We start from the raw sequence: 15,990 nt of genomic DNA, 5'->3' as shown, positions 1-15,990 counted from the left end.
GAAAGTCACTGAACACTGTCCCACAGCTTTGCTTAGTCTTGTCCACATGGTTCTGGAAGCCATGAAATTGTTCGCTTCTTCACTATGAAACGCCCCATATTGATAATTCCAGTGACTAGTCCAGTACCTGAGACGTGATAGGACAAAAAAAAATCGTACACCACCATCTTCATCTGCAGTATCCCGGGTGCGAAATCTGCGGTATGGCAACGTCTGAGATCAAGCGATGCATAGTGAAGTCTAATTTAAAGAAATGATCCATGAAGCCGATATCGATACCCACAGTTTTCGAGCCCATTGGCACCCGCGAGAAGACTGTTCTTTTTTTGGGATATGACAGGGACCACACCACGTTAATTGACGCTCTGCTTGTCGCCAATTGCGAAGTCCACCATACAGAGGACGAAATTCCAGATACTCAGTACGACCTAGTGATAAGCTTCGGTTATCGGCACCTGATCCGGCAATCGAAGATTGAGAGCCTCGGATGCCCGATCATCAATCTGCATATTTCTTACCTTCCCTATAATAGAGGTGCGCATCCCAACTTTTGGTCATTCTTTGATGGAACACCGGCAGGAGTGACGATCCATCTGATTGACGAGGGTATCGATACCGGCCCAATCCTGTTCCAAAAACGCGTTGTGTTCACCGCGAATGAGATCACCTTTGCTCAGACTTATGACAGGCTCTTTAAAGAGATTGAGGCCCTCTTTATCGGCAGGCTTCCTGCGATCATCGCAGGCAACTGGACTGAACAAGAACAGGTTGGAGTTGGAACTCAACACAACTTATGCGACTTGCCTGTCGAATTCGCTGGCTGGAATTCTGTAATCGTTGATGAGATAAAGCGACTGCGTCAGATTACCGGGAACCACAATGCTTAACCCTATCTCAATCAATGGTCGACAGATCAGTGCAGAGCATCCACCTTATGTGATTGCCGAAGTTTCAGCGAACCACAACGGGTCGATTGATCGGGCCCTGGAAACCATCAAGGCAGCCAGCAAAGCCGGCGTCGATGCTGTCAAGATCCAGACCTATACGCCTGATACTATGACGATCAATTCGACGGCCAAGGACTTCATGATCGAAGATGGATTGTGGAAAGGTCGTACGCTTTATGATCTTTATGGTGAAGCACACACACCATTTGAATGGCACGCACGGATATTCGAATATGCCCGGTCTTTGAACCTGACCCTTTTCTCGTCTCCGTTCGATGAGACAGCTGTGGATTTGCTCGCGAGCCTGGACGCACCGGCGTACAAGGTTGCCTCATTCGAGTTGGTTGACCTGCCGCTGATTGCCTACATTGCAAAACAAAGAAAACCAATGCTGATGTCAACCGGTATGGCGTCCCTATCTGAAGTTGGTGAAGCCATCGAAACGGCCAGACAAAATGGCTGTAACGAAATTGCATTGTTTCATTGCATAAGCAGTTATCCAGCGCCGCTAGATCAAGCCAACGTTAGTGCCATCAAACTGCTCAGACGCGAGTTTGACGTCGAAGTGGGCCTATCCGATCATACAATGGGCAACCTTGCGAGCGTTGTTGCGACCTCGATCGGTGCGACGCTGATCGAGAAACATTTCACGCTTTCGCGTGCAGACGGGGGTGTGGACAGTACATTTTCTCTGGAACCAGATGAGATGAGTTCATTGATGGAAGATACGCGGTCGGCGTTCTCTGCGCTGGGAGACGGTGACTTCTCGAGATCGCCTGCAGAACACTCGAACAAAATATTTCGACGCTCTTTGTACTTTGTCGAAGATCTGGCAGCGGGTGAGACAATTTCAAGCAAACATATCAGGCGGATACGACCCGGATTTGGTATGCCTCCAAAGTTTTTTGAACAGATAATCGGTCAGAGAGTGTCCCATGCCGTCAAGCGAGGTGACCGCGTCACCGAAGATGTGCTAGTCAAAACGTAAGGCGCCGAAGCGATTACCGACATGAGAGCAGTAGCAATCCTGGCGCATCACATGGATGCGGATGCAAATTTGGGCTCCGAGTCCCGGGCACGTTTAGAGCGGGCAGCCGCATTGCATCATGAAAGTCCCTTCGATTTATTCCTCACTTCTGGATGGGCCTATCGGGAAGACTGCACTCAGAAGATCGGAGCCGTAATGGCCGACGAACTGCAGACTACTTATGCAATCGACCGTAGCAAAATCGTCGTAGACACTAACTCGCGTGACACTGTTGGGGACGCATACTTTTTACGAAGGAATGCGATCATACCCATGCGTATTCGCGATCTGGTGGTCGTGACATCAGATTATCACGTTGAAAGAACAGGTTTCATATTTCGATCATTTTTTCCGACTGGTGTGGAACTCAAAGTCGTGGGCGCGGTTTCTGGTTCGCTCGGGGACGAAGCTGTTTTGCTCAACGAACAGAAATCTTTAACGGCCTTCGAAAAGACCTTCGCGACGGTGGATTTCGCGGATGATAGACAGGTTTGTAAAGCCCTCAGCACGAAACACCCGTTCTATAACGGACAGATCTATGATCAGATACGCTGTTCGACTTAGGGCATCTAATTCGGCAATGGGCCAAGACACTTGGAATTGCCGTTTGAGTGTGAGTTTCCATTTGGTCGTGACTGAAAGTTTAAACCTCTGATCATGATGGCGACTTATGCGCCGAATGAAATGCATGAACTGCCTTGCTAAGACCTGTTACAACGCGCTATGCGGTGGCAAAGTTCGTCAGCGCCTTGTACAAATCCCGCCTGCACGTACTAAGGATTACCACTGCCTGAGGAGAGTCGCGTGACGAAGAGCAGCAAGTATTCGACACCGCAAGAAGCGTTTTGGGCCGGTGAATTCGGAAATGAATACATTCAACGCAACCAAGCCGAACGTCTGCTCGTTCCTAAGATAGCCGCATGGTCGCAGATGCTTAGAACTTGCGCGCAGCTAAATTCGGCAGCTGAATTGGGTTGTAATATTGGATTGAACCTTCTGGCGCTCAGCAAGCTGAAAACCGGGATTAAATTGCAAGGCGTTGAGATCAATGAGGCCGCGGCGGCGGAAGCACAGAAGATAGAAGGGGCGGAGGTGAGGGTGGGAACAATCACCGATCCCTTGGGGCTATCGCCCTCAGATTTGACGTTCACGGCCGGTGTACTTATTCATATCAACCCTGACAAGCTGCCTACCGTATATGAGAATTTGGTTCGAAACAGCAATCGATACGTGCTTGTAGCCGAGTACTTTGATCCAAATCCTGTCGCGATTCCCTATCGGGGTCACACGGACCGTCTGTTCAAGCGCGATTTTGCGGGTGAGTTGATCGATAGATTCGATATGAAACTGGTGGACTACGGTTTCTTCTACAAACGTGACCAGTTGGTTCCGCAGGACAATATCACATGGTTCCTGCTTGAAAAGTAATCTTAATAATGACGTCGTCTCAACTGCAACAGGAAGCGCTACCTGAAAGCAATGGCTTTATCCCCGAGGGGGCCGAGTTCGTTAAGCTGCTGAATAAGATTGAAAAAGAGATCCAGCCTTCCACCTGCAGGATCATGGGCTTCAACTATTGGCCAATTCTCCGTTTCCAAATTAACGCCAAGCGAAGAAACGGATTTATTGCAGGTGAGCGTGATCTACCAGAAGTAAAGAAGCCTAAGTCCAAGAAACTCAAGGGTCTATGGTCTGATTGGTTGTCACAGTTTTGGATCTATGCTGATGAATTGCGCTGGCTAGATGAAACGCTTGACGCGTTTCCCAGCGATATTTTCGATGATGTTCCTCAGTCTGATATTCTATACCTGAATCGTGAAGCCCAATACCGCAGGTTCGGCGATACGGCCCTGCAACCACTTACCGATGGTCTGAGATGGATTATCCAATCGGAAAAGTCTCAGCTGACATTGACTAGGCAAGACCCGCGAGAACAAGGTGAAAAGTTCCTAATCCCAACTCAGGTTCAACCTGAGACTAAACGCATTCGTCCTTTTGCTTTAGTGAAACCCAAGATCAGGCGGGATTATAGAGCGCGCCAAAATGTCTTGGTGAAGCTTAAGGAAATCAACAATATACTAGAGCAAGCAGCGCCAGATTTGCAGCTGAATGAGTTCTCAATCCTTGATCGCCTCGAACGTACGGCTTTTGAGATGGTCTATTATACGGCATTGTTCAAAAGAGTTCGCCCAAAAACCGTGTTCTTAAGCAGCTACTCTGGTGCAAACTATGTATGCGCAGCCGCGCGTCGTCTGGGAGTGACCGTCGTCGATATCCAGCACGGAGGCATGTACCCTGACCATCCTCTGGCAGCAAATTGGGCTCACACTCCTAAGCGGGGTTATGAGCTATTGCCAGATGTGTTCTGGTGTTGGTCCGAGGATAGTTCGCAATGGATCTCATCTACGATTGCAAATTATCATCGCACAATAGTTGGGGGAAATCCGAAAAGCGCCATAGAAGGCGCTTTGCAGGATCCAGCATCTGCTCCTGATTTGCCACCCAGGTCCACTGATGGAAGACCAAGGGTACTGGTCGCACTTCAATATGGAAAGAACGAGCTGATACCGACACATGTAAGAGAGGCTTACGAAACAACCAAAACAAGCGTGGCTTGGTATTTTCGGCTGCATCCTGCGGGCAGAGATCGCATGGCGGAGGCAATGCAAGCGCTCGATATCAGCGCTGAAGAGATTCTCAGGTTTAGCGATTGCACCGAATATCAGGCCATGGCACCGATGGACATATTGCTTACAGACGCATCCACGATAGTCTACCGGTCGCAGGATATAGGGTTGAAAACTGCGGTATGGTCAGAAATGGGGGCAGCCTATTTCTCTCATTTGATTCAGAATGGGACACTTAAAGCACTTGTCAGCAGCGACGAAATTGTAGAGTTTGTGTCCGGCCCCTTGAGACCGCGATCTGCGCCAAACTTATCGGATAGTAGCGAACGCCATTCACAAGAAGTTATTTTAGAGGCCTTTAACGCTCTAACCTGACACAAATGTAGCTCCAGAAGATACAGTAATGTGAGCGCGGAATTCACATCGTTCGTTGGAGCTAAAGCATTTCGGTATGAACTTGAACCGCGGCGGGGCTCGTGAAAATTCAGAGCTTGTTCATCCTTTTGGGGAGGGTGGGATACACGTTGGGTAGCCTCATCTGGCTGATCCAAGTTGAATGTTAGCACATCAACGGACTACGAACTATCGGGATGATGGTTTCGGGCGCTGGCGGATGATAGGCTGCAATGTGTTTAATTTCGATGCACCTGACTGATAAAAACTGCGGGGGCAACCGAGCAGTCGGGTCTCACTAATTTAAGGAATCAGTGCGCTTTAAAGACATTCGGGACCTATGTTTGCATTCGCGAAGCGAAGCCGACTTTGCAAAGTCCGCTTTCTGCGCTTGGCTGACTTTTCCAGTGCCCTCAACGCGAGCAGCTATTCAATCTTTGCACAGTTAATGTTTTAACGCAGTATTGAATTAAAATATCGGCCGGTCAGCCGTTCACTACGCCGAACCTATCCGTCTCGGGCGTACCGGCTGCTGCGGGGTAAGGCACGTTCGACTGCTTTCAATCACGTCGCTCGGCGACAAATTCCACCATGGCGCGGACACCGTCTGCGGTTGCAGTAGGTCTCGGTTCATAGCGCGCTTTGTCGTCCAGTTGGTGTTTTCCAGTGCGAACCAATATGGCCGCATCCAAGCCCGCCTTCAAAGCGCCCGCGATATCACATTCTGCATCATCGCCAATCATTGTTACGTCAGAAGGCTCCAGCCCCATGCTTTGCGCGGCAGAATGGAAGAACGTTGGCGAAGGCTTCCCAAACAGAAGAGTTTTCGTTCCACTTGAATAGCCAAGCGCTCGGACGAAAGCGCCAACATCAAGGCTCAATTCGCCGTCTGTATCGCGAAATATCATGCTCGACGCCAATGCAAGAAAGGGAGCTCCGTCTTCGATCAGTCGAAAGGCTGCGTTCAACCGTTCATACGTAAAATAGCGGCCGGCATCTCCAACGATAACCGCTCTTGGCGCCGGACTCCGAGCACGCTGCAAAATCCTCTTCTAGATCCGGATGGATCAGCAGATGTGGCTCAAATCCGTTTTCCTCCAACCAAGCACAGGAGGCCGCAGCTGGTGTCAGGAATTCGGTGGCATCTGCGTCTATTCCGAAGCCTTGTAGCTTATCGAGAATAGCGCGTTTCGGTCGTCGGGTTGAGTTCGTTAGAAAGCGAACCGGAAGCTCTGTGTTTCGAAGGGCTGAGACCGCCTCCGCAGCACCCGGTCGCGGCTCGCCACACTGATACAGAACACCTGCGATATCAAGCAGAACACCTTTGATCACACCTACCCGGCAAACATCAGAAACTCCTTTCTTTCAGGTCAACTTACCCAAGTGATGGTTCGCTCTTGACGCCCACTTAGCCATCACATAGGAAGGCGAAACATTGAGCGGGTATAGCTTAATGGTAAAGCCCCTGCCTTCCAAGCAGGCTATGTCGGTTCGATTCCGTCTACCCGCTCCAAAATAATCTTCTCGGACACATTGCCAGCAAAGTGGTTTCCTGCATCACGTTAAATCACTAATAATATTAAATAATTAATACTTTTTACACTTGCCTTCCAAGCTAATGACGTCGGTTCGATTCCCGCCACTCTCTCCAGCTTGTCCCCCATGTCAGTTGCGTCAAATGGCCTTAATCGGCTGCAAAGCCGTGCCTGCAGCTTGACCCCAACCGCCTGTGACGCCAAGAAGCTGTGATTGACGTCCGATCAGGGCGACCGACCAAGACACAAGGGCCAGACATGGCAAGAACAAGCTCCGCCAGCCCAGCGAATAAACCGGCTCCGGGTACTCAGGAAGAGCGTGCAAGCTCCAGAAAAATAGGTGTTCTGGCGTCGCTTTGGCCATTTATGAAGCCCTATCGGCTGTTGATGGCAGGCGCGACACTGGCGCTTATCCTGACGGCGAGCATGACTTTGACCTTGCCGCTGGCGGTGCGTCGCGTGGTCGACAATTTTCGCATCGAAGACGGCGAATTGCTGGATTGGTACTTTCTGGCCGCTCTTGGAATTGCGGGCATTCTCGCGATCGGAACCGGTATCCGGTATGCGCTGGTGACCCGGCTGGGGGAACGTGTTGTCGCGGACATCCGGAAGGCCGTGTTCGACCGTGTCATCGGCATGAGCCCCGAGTTTTATGAACGGATCATGACCGGTGAGGTTCTTAGCCGTATCACAACCGACACGACGCTGATTCAATCGGTTCTTGGGTCTTCGGTCTCGATCGCACTGCGCAATTTGCTGATGTTCGTTGGCGGGCTTGTTCTTATGCTGCTGACATCGGCGAAGCTGACCGGGATGGTGCTGTTGCTCATCCCGGCGGTGATTGTTCCCATACTGGTGTTGGGGCGCAGGTTGCGGACCATCAGCCGGGAAAATCAAGATTGGATCGCAGCTTCTTCAGGTAATGCGGGCGAGGCGCTTGGAGCGGTTCAGACTGTTCAGGCATTCACCCACGAAACCGCCAGCCGCGCGCAATTTGGCGAAATGACCGAAACATCGTATGCGGTATCTCTGCTCCGTATTCAGACTCGTGCGATCCTGACGGTTATCGTAATCTTCCTGGTGTTTTCGGGCATCGTCGGTGTGTTGTGGATGGGCGCGAATGACGTGCGCAACGGGATCATGACCGAAGGGGTTCTGATCCAGTTCGTGATCTATTCGGTCATCATGGCTGGGTCGGTCGCGGCCTTGTCCGAAATCTGGAGCGAGCTGCAACGCGCCGCCGGCGCGACCGAGCGGCTGGTCGAACTGCTGAACGCAGAAGATACCGTGAATGACCCAAAACAGGCGCAAGCGCTGCCCACCCCTTTGCGCGGGGAAATTCGTTTCGACGACGTGACTTTCCGCTATCCCGCGCGGCCGGACATAATTGCGTTGGACAACCTCTCATTGCTGGTCAAACCGGGGGAAACGGTGGCTTTCGTCGGGCCGTCCGGTGCCGGTAAGACAACTCTGATCCAAATGATCCAGCGGTTCTACGACCCGGATGCGGGGCAGGTCAGTCTGGATGGCGTGGATCTGCGTAAGATGGATCGTTCGGATTTCCGTCAACACATGGCATTGGTCCCGCAGGACCCGGTGATTTTTGCTGCTTCGGCGCGCGAAAACATCCGCTTTGGCCGGCTGGATGCAACGGATGCCGAGGTTGAGGCCGCCGCCCGCGCGGCTGCGGCGCACGAGTTCATCTCGGCACTACCTGAAGGATATGACAGCTTCGTTGGTGAGCGGGGCGTGATGCTATCCGGCGGTCAGAAACAGCGCATTGCCATCGCACGTGCTATCCTGCGCGACGCGCCGGTGCTGTTGCTGGACGAGGCGACCTCGGCGCTGGATGCGGAAAGCGAGCGCGCTGTACAGGGTGCCGTCGACAAGATGCGGGCGGGGCGGACGACACTGATCGTGGCGCACCGATTGGCAACCGTGAAGAAAGCGGACCGGATTGTGGTGCTTGAGGCGGGACGCATTGTGGCGCAGGGCACGCATGAGGATCTGGTGTCGCAGGACGGTCTCTATGCCCGTTTGGCGCGCCTGCAATTCACCGACGGTGTCGCCGCGGAATAAAGTGACGCTCCGGCACATCTCGTTTCGCCGTAGCGTCATTCTACATTTTCTCTGACCTGACAGCTAAGCCCTTGCTTGCGTGCGGTGTGTTTTGCTTCCATCTTGGAGGCGACAACAAACCCGCGCATGACACGGGAGAGAACAGGGGAGGAGCCACATGGCCTTTGTGGGACTTGAAGACAAGGCACGTATGGAGCAGGAGATGCCGTGGGAGGATCGGGATGTTCCTGTCACCTTTCATCAGCTTTTGTCGCGGACCGCAGGCAGGTTCCCGAACCACAAGGCGATCAGCTTTCAGTTGCTCTCGGGACCCAAGGACAAGGCCGAGACGCTGACGTGGTCGGAATTGTTGGGCAAGGTTAATCAGGCGGCGAACCTGTTTCGCTCGCTGGGCATCGGCGAAAATGACGTGGTCGCCTATGTTCTGCCGAACTGTAACGAGACGCTGGTTACCATGATGGGGGGCGCCGTCGCGGGGATCGTGAACCCGATCAATCCATTGCTCGAGCCGGAACAGATCGCCGCGATCCTGCGTGAGACCAGGGCGAAGGTTGTGGTCACGCTGAAATCCTTTCCGAAGACCGATGTGGCCCAGAAAGTGGAAGAGGCCGTACGGCACGCGCCAAGCGTCAACACGATTCTCGAAATCGACCTGAACCGCTATCTGACGCCACCCAAATCCTGGCTGGTGCCGTTCCTGCGCCCAAAGATGGGTGACAAGGAAAAGCTGGCTCACGCGACATACAAGAATTTCAATGCCGAGCTGAACAAACACCCGAAAACGTTGACCTTCGAGGACAGCAAGGAAGATCGCGTTGCCTGTTATTTCCACACCGGCGGCACCACGGGTATGCCGAAGGTGGCGCAGCACAAGTATTCGGGCCTGATCTACAACGGGTGGCTGGGGCAGACGCTGCTGTTTGATGAAAACGATGTCATCATGTGCCCTCTGCCGATGTTCCATGTCTTTGCGGTGCATGTGATCGTGATGGCTGCGGTGTCCTCGGGGGCGCATGTGATCTTCCCGACACCTGCCGGATATCGCGGGGACGGAGTGTTCGATAATTTCTGGAAGCTGATCGAGCGCTGGAAGGTTTCGTTCATTATCACGGTTCCGACCGCGATTTCAGCCAAGATGCAACGTCCGGTCGATGCCGATATTTCAAGCGTGAAAACGGCCTTTTCGGGCTCTGCCCCGCTGCCGGTTGAATTGTTCCGCCGCTTCGAAGAAGCCACAGGCGTGACCATCGTCGAAGGTTACGGTTTGACCGAAGCAACCTGTCTGGTTTCGTGCAACCCCGTGGACGGAGAGAAAAAGATCGGCTCGATCGGTATTCCCTTCCCCTACACGGATGTCAAAATCCTGCAGGACGGGCCGGACGGTCCGACCGAATGCGGCGCTGATCAGGTCGGTGAAATCTGCATCTCGAACCCCGGGGTTTGCGCGGGAAACACCTATACCGAGGCCGATAAGAACACGAATCTCTACCACTTCGACAGATATCTGCGCACAGGTGATCTGGGCCGGTTTGACGAAGATGGCTATCTGTGGATCACCGGTCGGGCCAAGGACCTGATCATCCGGGGCGGGCATAATATTGACCCTGCCGAAATCGAAGAGGCGTTGCTGGGCCATGAGGCGGTCGCTTTTGCCGGGGCGATTGGGCAGCCGGATGCACATGCGGGCGAGCTGCCTTGTGCCTTTGTCGAACTGGTCGACGGGGCCTCGGCCACGGAAAAAGAGCTGATGGACTACTGCAAGGTACACGTCCACGAACGCGCGGCTCAGCCGAAGCATCTAACCATTCTGGACGAGTTGCCAAAAACCGCTGTCGGCAAGGTGTTCAAGCCCGATCTGCGCAAACATGCGATCACCCGCATCTACAATGGCGCGCTTGAAACCGCTGGTGTGTCGGCGCGGGTTGTCTCGGTCACTGACGACAAGAAACGCGGGCTTGTCGCGCAGCTTGACGCGAACGGCTCCTCCGGGGACGATGTCTCAAAGGTGCTGGATTCGTTTACCCGGCCGTGGGAGTGGTCTGAATAATCCGGAGGGATAATGGACTATGAACGTCTGATCGACGAAGAGACCTGGGATTTTATCCGGCGCACGACCGAGAGCTATCCCGATGATACGGTCGAAATGTCCATTGCCGACCAGCGTCGTGTATACGACGCAATGTGTCAGGACTTCCGGCAGCCGCGCCCACCGGGCATCGATGTACAGGACAGGTCCGCCGATGGCGTGCCTGTTCGTATTTATACAGCCGGAGATCCCACGCGAACTGTGATCTATTTCCACGGCGGCGGTTTCGTCGTTGGCGGATTGGACAGTCATGACGATGTCTGTGCGGAACTGTGCGCGCAGACGGGCTATCGGGTCGTTTCCATAGACTATCGGTTGTGCCCCGAATACGCGCACCCTGCGCAGTTTCAGGACAGTTGGGCCGCCACGAACTGGGTGGTCAGGGAATACGACGATCCGATCGTGCTGGCCGGGGACAGCGCGGGCGGCAATCTGGCGGCAGCCGTTGCGCATTATGGCCGGGGACGACTGGATAAGGTGCTGGGTCAGGTGCTCATCTATCCCGGTTTGGGCGGAGATATGTCTCGGGGATCGTATCTTGAACATGCCAATGCACCCTTGCTGACACTGGACGATATCCGGTTCTATCAGACGGTCCGCTGCGAAGGCTCCGCGCCCGATGGCGACCCGACCTTCGCTCCGTTGCAGGATGATGACTTCTCGGGCCTTCCGCCGACAGTCGTGGTAACCGCAGATTGTGACCCGCTTCGGGATGATGGAGCCGCCTATTGCGACCGGATCGTGGCCGCAGGTGGACAAGCACATTCAATCAACGAGCCGGGGCTGGTCCACGGGTATTTGCGCGCCCGAACCTCGGTCAGGCGCGCCGCTGACAGCTTTGAGCGCATCTCGGTGGCGATTGAGGCGCTGGGGCAGGGGATCTGGTCTTACGACTGATCAGATCACACCAGAAACGGTTTGCCCTTCATGGTGTCGGCTACGGGCGCGCCCATCCGATGAAGGATGGTGGGTGCCAGTTGTAGCTGGTCGATCACGGTATCCGCCGCAGGACCCTGAGCGTTGCCAAAATAGTAAAGCGCTGTTTCCTGCTGCAATGGGCTACGTCCGCCATGGTGGCCACGTTCGTCCTGACCGTGATCGGCAGTCACTATGACGTCATAGCCAAGCTGCTGCCAGCGCGGGATGAAAGGGGCCAGCATTTCGTCCATGACGAAACAGGCGTGGTCCATTTCTTCACAATCGTGGAAGAACCGATGCCCCATACTGTCCAGCGTGCAGGTGTGCAGTATGCCGTAGTCCAGTCCAAACCGCAGGCAGAGATTTGTCAGTGAGGCAAACAAATCCACGTCGGATGGCGTCATCTGATTGGCTTTGCCGTACCCTGTCATCGAGTGGAACCGACCGTGGTTGATGGTCATGCTGTCGGGCTCGTCATATTCGACGTCACGAACGTAGTCGAAGGGGTGGCGATTGAAGAACTGCGACCAGTAGCTGTGTGTGACAGCGCCGGTCACGCCGCCTGCCTCACGCACCTGGCTGAAGACGTCTTTGTGACTTAGCCGGAACACGTTGCCGTTTCCGGTGCAGCCATGCTCCTGAGGCGTCACGCCCGTATGGATCGAGGCATAGCAACTGGCAGACGTTGATGGCAGCACAGCGCGCAGCTTCCACACCTGCGCGTCACCGCTATCTACCCAGCCTTCGAGATTGCCGAACAGTCGGCGAAAATTGCGCCAGGGGACGCCGTCCAGAATGATCAATAGCAGTTTGCGGTCCATATTCCGGCCCTTGTTACAGAGTGTTGTTGCAGGCGACCCTATGAGATTCGTCTATTCATGGCTGCACGTTTGCGCCCTAAATAGTAAAATCCCGACACCTGTCATCAGACAACATGCCGGGATCTCTGGACTTCACCTAAGTGCCGGATCAGTTCCCGGCACTCTCCATCTTGCGATGTGCGACGACTTCTTCCAGCCAGCCGAGATGCATCTCGGGCACCGAGCTCAGCAGCAGGTCGGTGTAGTCGTCGAAGGGGGGGCTCAGCACCTGAGATTTGGCGCCATAGCGGACCACGCGGCCCTGATACATCACCGCGATGCTGTCGCTGATGGCCCGGACCGTCGCCAGATCGTGTGTGATGAACAGGTACGCCACATCCTCAATTTTCTGCAGATCCAACAGAAGTTTCAGGATGCCATCCGCCACAAGCGGGTCGAGCGCCGATGTCACCTCGTCGCAGATGATCATCTTGGGCTTGGCCGCCAGTGACCGTGCGATACAGACACGCTGCTTCTGACCACCGGACAATTCCGCCGGATAACGGTCGATGAACTTTTCACCAAGCTCGATCTCATCCAGCAACTCAATGACCCGCTTGCGTTTCTCGGCGCCTCGCATGTTGAAGTAGAATTCCAGCGGACGACCAATGATCGTGCCGACCGTTTGGCGCGGGTTCATTGCCACATCCGCCATCTGGTAGATCATCTGCAATTCGCGCAGATCTTCTCGCGTACGCCCTTTCAGGTCGGGGCTGAGCTTGCGGCCTGCAAAGGTGATCTCGCCATCGCGCGGTGGCAGCAAGCCGGTGATCACCCGCGCAAGCGTGGATTTACCCGAGCCGGATTCCCCCACAACCGCCAGCGTCTGCCCCGGGTGAAGCTCGACATTGACATTGTGCAGCACGTCGAAATTCAGCCCCTTGTAGCGCGCGGTGATGCCGTCAACGCTCAGCACCGCTTCTGGTGTGGGCTTTTTCTCTTCATGCTCAATTGAGCGCACCGAGACCAGAGCCTGAGTATACTCTTCTTGCGGGTTGTTGATGATCTGATCGGTGCTGCCATACTCGACCGTATCGCCCATCCGCAGAACCATGATGTCGTCGCTGACCTGTGCAACAACGGCCAGATCGTGGGTGATATACAAAGCTGCGACGCCGGAATCGGCGATGGCCTCTTTGATCGCCATCAAAACATCGATCTGCGTGGTCACGTCCAGCGCCGTGGTGGGTTCATCGAACACCACCAGATCGGGTTCAGGACACAGTGCCAGCGCGGTCATGCAGCGCTGCAGCTGACCCCCTGACACCTGATGCGGATAGCGTTCTCCGATATTGTCCGGATCGGGCAGGCCGAGTTTGGCGAACAGTTCCCGCGCGCGGGCTTCGGCCTCTTTGCGCGAAAACTTCTTGTGCTCGACCGCTGCTTCGACCACCTGATCCATGATCTTCTTGGCAGGGTTGAACGACGCGGCGGCGGATTGCGAGACATAGGTTACCTCCCCCCCGCGCAGGTTGCGGATATCGCCAAAGGAAGACTTTAGGATATCACGTCCGTTCAGCCAAATCTCGCCACCGGTGATCTCGACGCCGCCACGGCCATAAGCCATCGAAGCCAGGCCAATGGTGGATTTGCCCGCACCGGATTCGCCGATCAGCCCCAGCACCTTGCCGGGCGCGAGGTCGAAATCGATCCCGTGCACGATCTCGATGTCGTGGGGCTTTTCGCCCGGAGGATATACCGTCGCGCCGATTTTCAGCCCGCGAACTTTGAGAAGCGGTTCACTCATCCCCGGCCTCCTTTCAGCGAAGTGGTTCGGTTCAGGACCCAGTCAGCCACAAGGTTGACCGAGATCGCCAGGGTTGCGATGGCCACAGCGGGATAAAGCGCCGCGCCGATGCCATAGACGATGCCGTCCTTGTTTTCCTTCACAATGCCGCCCCAGTCAGCCAGTGGTGGCTGAACGCCCAGACCTAGGAACGACAGGGTCGAAATGAACAACACCATAAAGATGAAACGCAGCCCGAACTCGGCCACCAGCGGTGACAGAGCGTTGGGCAGGATTTCCCGGAAGATGACCCAGCCACGTCCTTCGCCGCGCAGTTTGGCGGCTTCGACGTAGTCCATCACATTGATGTCCACAGCGACGGATCGCGACAGGCGATAGGGACGTGTGGCATCCAGCAGGCCCATCACGAGGATCAGGATCGGAACGGTCACGGGGACAATCGCCAGAATGACCAGCGCCAGAATCAGCGTCGGGATTGACATGACGAGGTCGACCGCGCGGCTGAGGGCCTGATCAGCCCATCCACCAAGAACCGCGGCAAGCAGACCAAGCGAGGTTCCGGTCAGGAAGCTAAGCAATGTCGCAGCAGCGGCGATGAAGATCGTCGTGCGCCCGCCATAGATCATGCGCGTCAACAGATCGCGACCGATATTGTCGGTACCCAACAGATGCTCGGGGCTGGGGGGTTCCCAGACATCACCGACAATTTCGGCCATTCCATATGGCGCAATCAATGGGGCTGCGATCGCCACAAAGAAATAAGCGCCGGTGAACATCAGGCCAATCAGTGCCGAAACAGGAATGTTCTTTATCATTTCGGATGCCTCAGTCTTGGATTGGCAAGGATTGACACGATATCTGCGACCATGTTCAGGCCGATATAGACGGCTGCGAACACCACGCCACAGGCCAGAACAACTGGAACGTCGCGCTTGGTCACGGCATCCACCAGATACTGGCCCATACCGGGATAGACGAAGACAACCTCGACCACGACAACACCTACGACCAGATAGGCCAGATTCAGCATCACGACGTTTACGATCGGTGAGATGGCGTTGGGAAACGCGTGCCGGGCAATGACCTGAAACGTGCTCAGGCCCTTCAGTTCAGCGGTTTCGATATAGGCCGATTGCATCAGGTTCAGAATGGCCGCACGCGTCATCCGCATCATCTGTGCCAGCACGACCAGCGTCAGCACGAAGGCAGGAAGCGCGACAGCGTACAGTTTTTGCCCCAAGGACATCGAGCTGTTGATGATCGCCAGCGACGAGAACCATCCCAGTTTCACCGAGATGAAGTAAATCAGTATGTAGCCAATCAGGAATTCGGGGACCGAGACCGTTGTCAGCGTGACAGCGGAAATCAGTTTGTCGGGCCAGCGATTGCGAAACCGAACGGCCAGCAGACCCAGAAAGATCGCCAGCGGAACCGAGACGACTGCGGCCACACAGGCAAGGAACAGTGTGTTCCCAAGGCGCTTTCCGATGCTCTCTGAAATATCAAGCTTGTTGGTCAGGGATTGACCCAGATCGCCTTGAAAAATTCCGCCCAGCCATTCGAAATAGCGGGTCAGGGCCGGGCGGTTCAGGCCCATTTCTTCACGGAGGTTGGCAAGAGATTCAGCAGTGGCGGACTGCCCCAGGACGGCTTGCGCTGCGTCTCCGGGAAGTGCTTCGGTCAGACCAAATATAAGGGCCGAAGCACCAAGCAGCAGGAGAATTCCCAGCGCGAGGCGCTGGGAAACCAGTTTAAGGATGGGGTGCATGTT

The 15,990-nt window shown here is 54.7% G+C and carries 13 protein-coding genes and 1 tRNA gene; 9 read left to right on the top strand and 5 right to left on the bottom strand.

The genetic code is table 11. The features are described from left to right. Nucleotides 1-260 precede the first annotated feature (260 nt). The 5 genes from RA27_RS24890 to RA27_RS08660 all read left to right on the top strand — a co-directional run bounded on the left by RA27_RS24890 (nt 261) and on the right by RA27_RS08660 (nt 4,976). A complete protein-coding gene (locus tag RA27_RS24890) occupies nt 261-887 on the top strand; it encodes a formyltransferase family protein (protein WP_052265200.1) in 627 nt (208 codons plus the stop codon). Next, nucleotides 880-1,935, top strand: a complete 1,056-nt coding sequence (gene pseI, locus RA27_RS08675) for a pseudaminic acid synthase (protein ID WP_039536689.1) — start codon at nt 880-882, stop codon at nt 1,933-1,935. The genes RA27_RS24890 and pseI overlap by 8 nt, the downstream gene beginning before the upstream one ends. A gap of 51 nt (nt 1,936-1,986) precedes the next feature. Then, nucleotides 1,987-2,538, top strand: coding sequence for a YdcF family protein (locus RA27_RS08670; RefSeq protein ID WP_193746484.1), 552 nt, complete (start codon nt 1,987-1,989; stop codon nt 2,536-2,538). Nucleotides 2,539-2,778: 240 nt separating this feature from the next. Then, on the top strand, nt 2,779-3,402 hold the full coding sequence (locus tag RA27_RS08665; RefSeq protein ID WP_039536686.1) for a pseudaminic acid biosynthesis-associated methylase: 624 nt from the start codon (nt 2,779-2,781) through the stop codon (nt 3,400-3,402). Between the two features lie 8 nt (nt 3,403-3,410). Then, a complete protein-coding gene (locus RA27_RS08660; protein WP_039536684.1) occupies nt 3,411-4,976 on the top strand; it encodes a hypothetical protein in 1,566 nt (521 codons plus the stop codon). A 578-nt stretch (nt 4,977-5,554) separates the two neighbouring features. Here the strand turns inward: RA27_RS08660 and RA27_RS24580 are convergent. Beyond that, nucleotides 5,555-5,902, bottom strand: coding sequence for an HAD-IA family hydrolase (locus RA27_RS24580; protein WP_206539986.1), 348 nt, complete (start codon nt 5,900-5,902; stop codon nt 5,555-5,557). 531 nt (nt 5,903-6,433) lie between these two features. Here RA27_RS24580 and RA27_RS08650 point away from each other — a divergent pair. From RA27_RS08650 to RA27_RS08635, 4 genes are all read left to right on the top strand, one after another. Continuing rightward, a tRNA-Gly gene (locus tag RA27_RS08650) sits at nt 6,434-6,507 on the top strand. A gap of 280 nt (nt 6,508-6,787) precedes the next feature. Beyond that, nucleotides 6,788-8,608, top strand: coding sequence for an ABC transporter transmembrane domain-containing protein (locus RA27_RS08645; protein WP_039536682.1), 1,821 nt, complete (start codon nt 6,788-6,790; stop codon nt 8,606-8,608). Nucleotides 8,609-8,765: 157 nt separating this feature from the next. Then, nucleotides 8,766-10,655 carry an acyl-CoA synthetase gene (locus RA27_RS08640; RefSeq protein WP_039536681.1) on the top strand — a complete coding sequence of 630 codons (1,890 nt, stop codon included), beginning with the start codon at nt 8,766-8,768 and terminating at the stop codon, nt 10,653-10,655. 12 nt (nt 10,656-10,667) lie between these two features. Next, a complete protein-coding gene (locus tag RA27_RS08635) occupies nt 10,668-11,591 on the top strand; it encodes an alpha/beta hydrolase (protein ID WP_039536679.1) in 924 nt (307 codons plus the stop codon). A 5-nt stretch (nt 11,592-11,596) separates the two neighbouring features. Here RA27_RS08635 and RA27_RS08630 read toward each other — a convergent pair whose 3' ends face one another. The 4 genes from RA27_RS08630 to RA27_RS08615 form a co-directional block, all read right to left on the bottom strand. After that, the gene (locus RA27_RS08630; protein WP_039536677.1) at nt 11,597-12,433 is read right to left on the bottom strand and encodes an alkaline phosphatase family protein; all 837 of its coding nucleotides are present in this window, start codon (nt 12,431-12,433) and stop codon (nt 11,597-11,599) included. A gap of 148 nt (nt 12,434-12,581) precedes the next feature. Then, on the bottom strand, nt 12,582-14,219 hold the full coding sequence (locus RA27_RS08625; protein ID WP_039536676.1) for an ABC transporter ATP-binding protein: 1,638 nt from the start codon (nt 14,217-14,219) through the stop codon (nt 12,582-12,584). Then, nucleotides 14,216-15,031, bottom strand: a complete 816-nt coding sequence (locus RA27_RS08620) for an ABC transporter permease (protein ID WP_039537243.1) — start codon at nt 15,029-15,031, stop codon at nt 14,216-14,218. Before RA27_RS08620 ends, RA27_RS08625 begins: the two co-directional genes overlap by 4 nt. After that, a complete protein-coding gene (locus tag RA27_RS08615) occupies nt 15,031-15,987 on the bottom strand; it encodes an ABC transporter permease (protein WP_039536674.1) in 957 nt (318 codons plus the stop codon). Before RA27_RS08615 ends, RA27_RS08620 begins: the two co-directional genes overlap by 1 nt. Between the last annotated feature and the right edge of the window lie 3 nt (nt 15,988-15,990).

The organism is Ruegeria sp. ANG-R, assembly GCF_000813985.1.
GTDB lineage: Bacteria > Pseudomonadota > Alphaproteobacteria > Rhodobacterales > Rhodobacteraceae > Ruegeria.
The sequence above is the reverse complement of the archived record's forward strand: the minus strand, read 5'-3'. Positions and strand labels throughout refer to the sequence as shown.

Bases quoted from the DNA above. Each gene is read 5' to 3' on its own strand.
- RA27_RS24890 (WP_052265200.1), top strand. From the start codon at position 261: ATGAAGCCGATATCGATACCCACAGTTTTCGAGCCCATTGGCACCCGC.
- pseI (WP_039536689.1), top strand. From the start codon at position 880: ATGCTTAACCCTATCTCAATCAATGGTCGACAGATCAGTGCAGAGCAT.
- RA27_RS08670 (WP_193746484.1), top strand. From the start codon at position 1,987: ATGGATGCGGATGCAAATTTGGGCTCCGAGTCCCGGGCACGTTTAGAG.
- RA27_RS08660 (WP_039536684.1), top strand. From the start codon at position 3,411: ATGACGTCGTCTCAACTGCAACAGGAAGCGCTACCTGAAAGCAATGGC.
- RA27_RS24580 (WP_206539986.1), bottom strand. From the start codon at position 5,902: ATGATATTTCGCGATACAGACGGCGAATTGAGCCTTGATGTTGGCGCT.
- RA27_RS08645 (WP_039536682.1), top strand. From the start codon at position 6,788: ATGGCAAGAACAAGCTCCGCCAGCCCAGCGAATAAACCGGCTCCGGGT.
- RA27_RS08640 (WP_039536681.1), top strand. From the start codon at position 8,766: ATGGCCTTTGTGGGACTTGAAGACAAGGCACGTATGGAGCAGGAGATG.
- RA27_RS08635 (WP_039536679.1), top strand. From the start codon at position 10,668: ATGGACTATGAACGTCTGATCGACGAAGAGACCTGGGATTTTATCCGG.
- RA27_RS08630 (WP_039536677.1), bottom strand. From the start codon at position 12,433: ATGGACCGCAAACTGCTATTGATCATTCTGGACGGCGTCCCCTGGCGC.
- RA27_RS08625 (WP_039536676.1), bottom strand. From the start codon at position 14,219: ATGAGTGAACCGCTTCTCAAAGTTCGCGGGCTGAAAATCGGCGCGACG.
- RA27_RS08615 (WP_039536674.1), bottom strand. From the start codon at position 15,987: ATGCACCCCATCCTTAAACTGGTTTCCCAGCGCCTCGCGCTGGGAATT.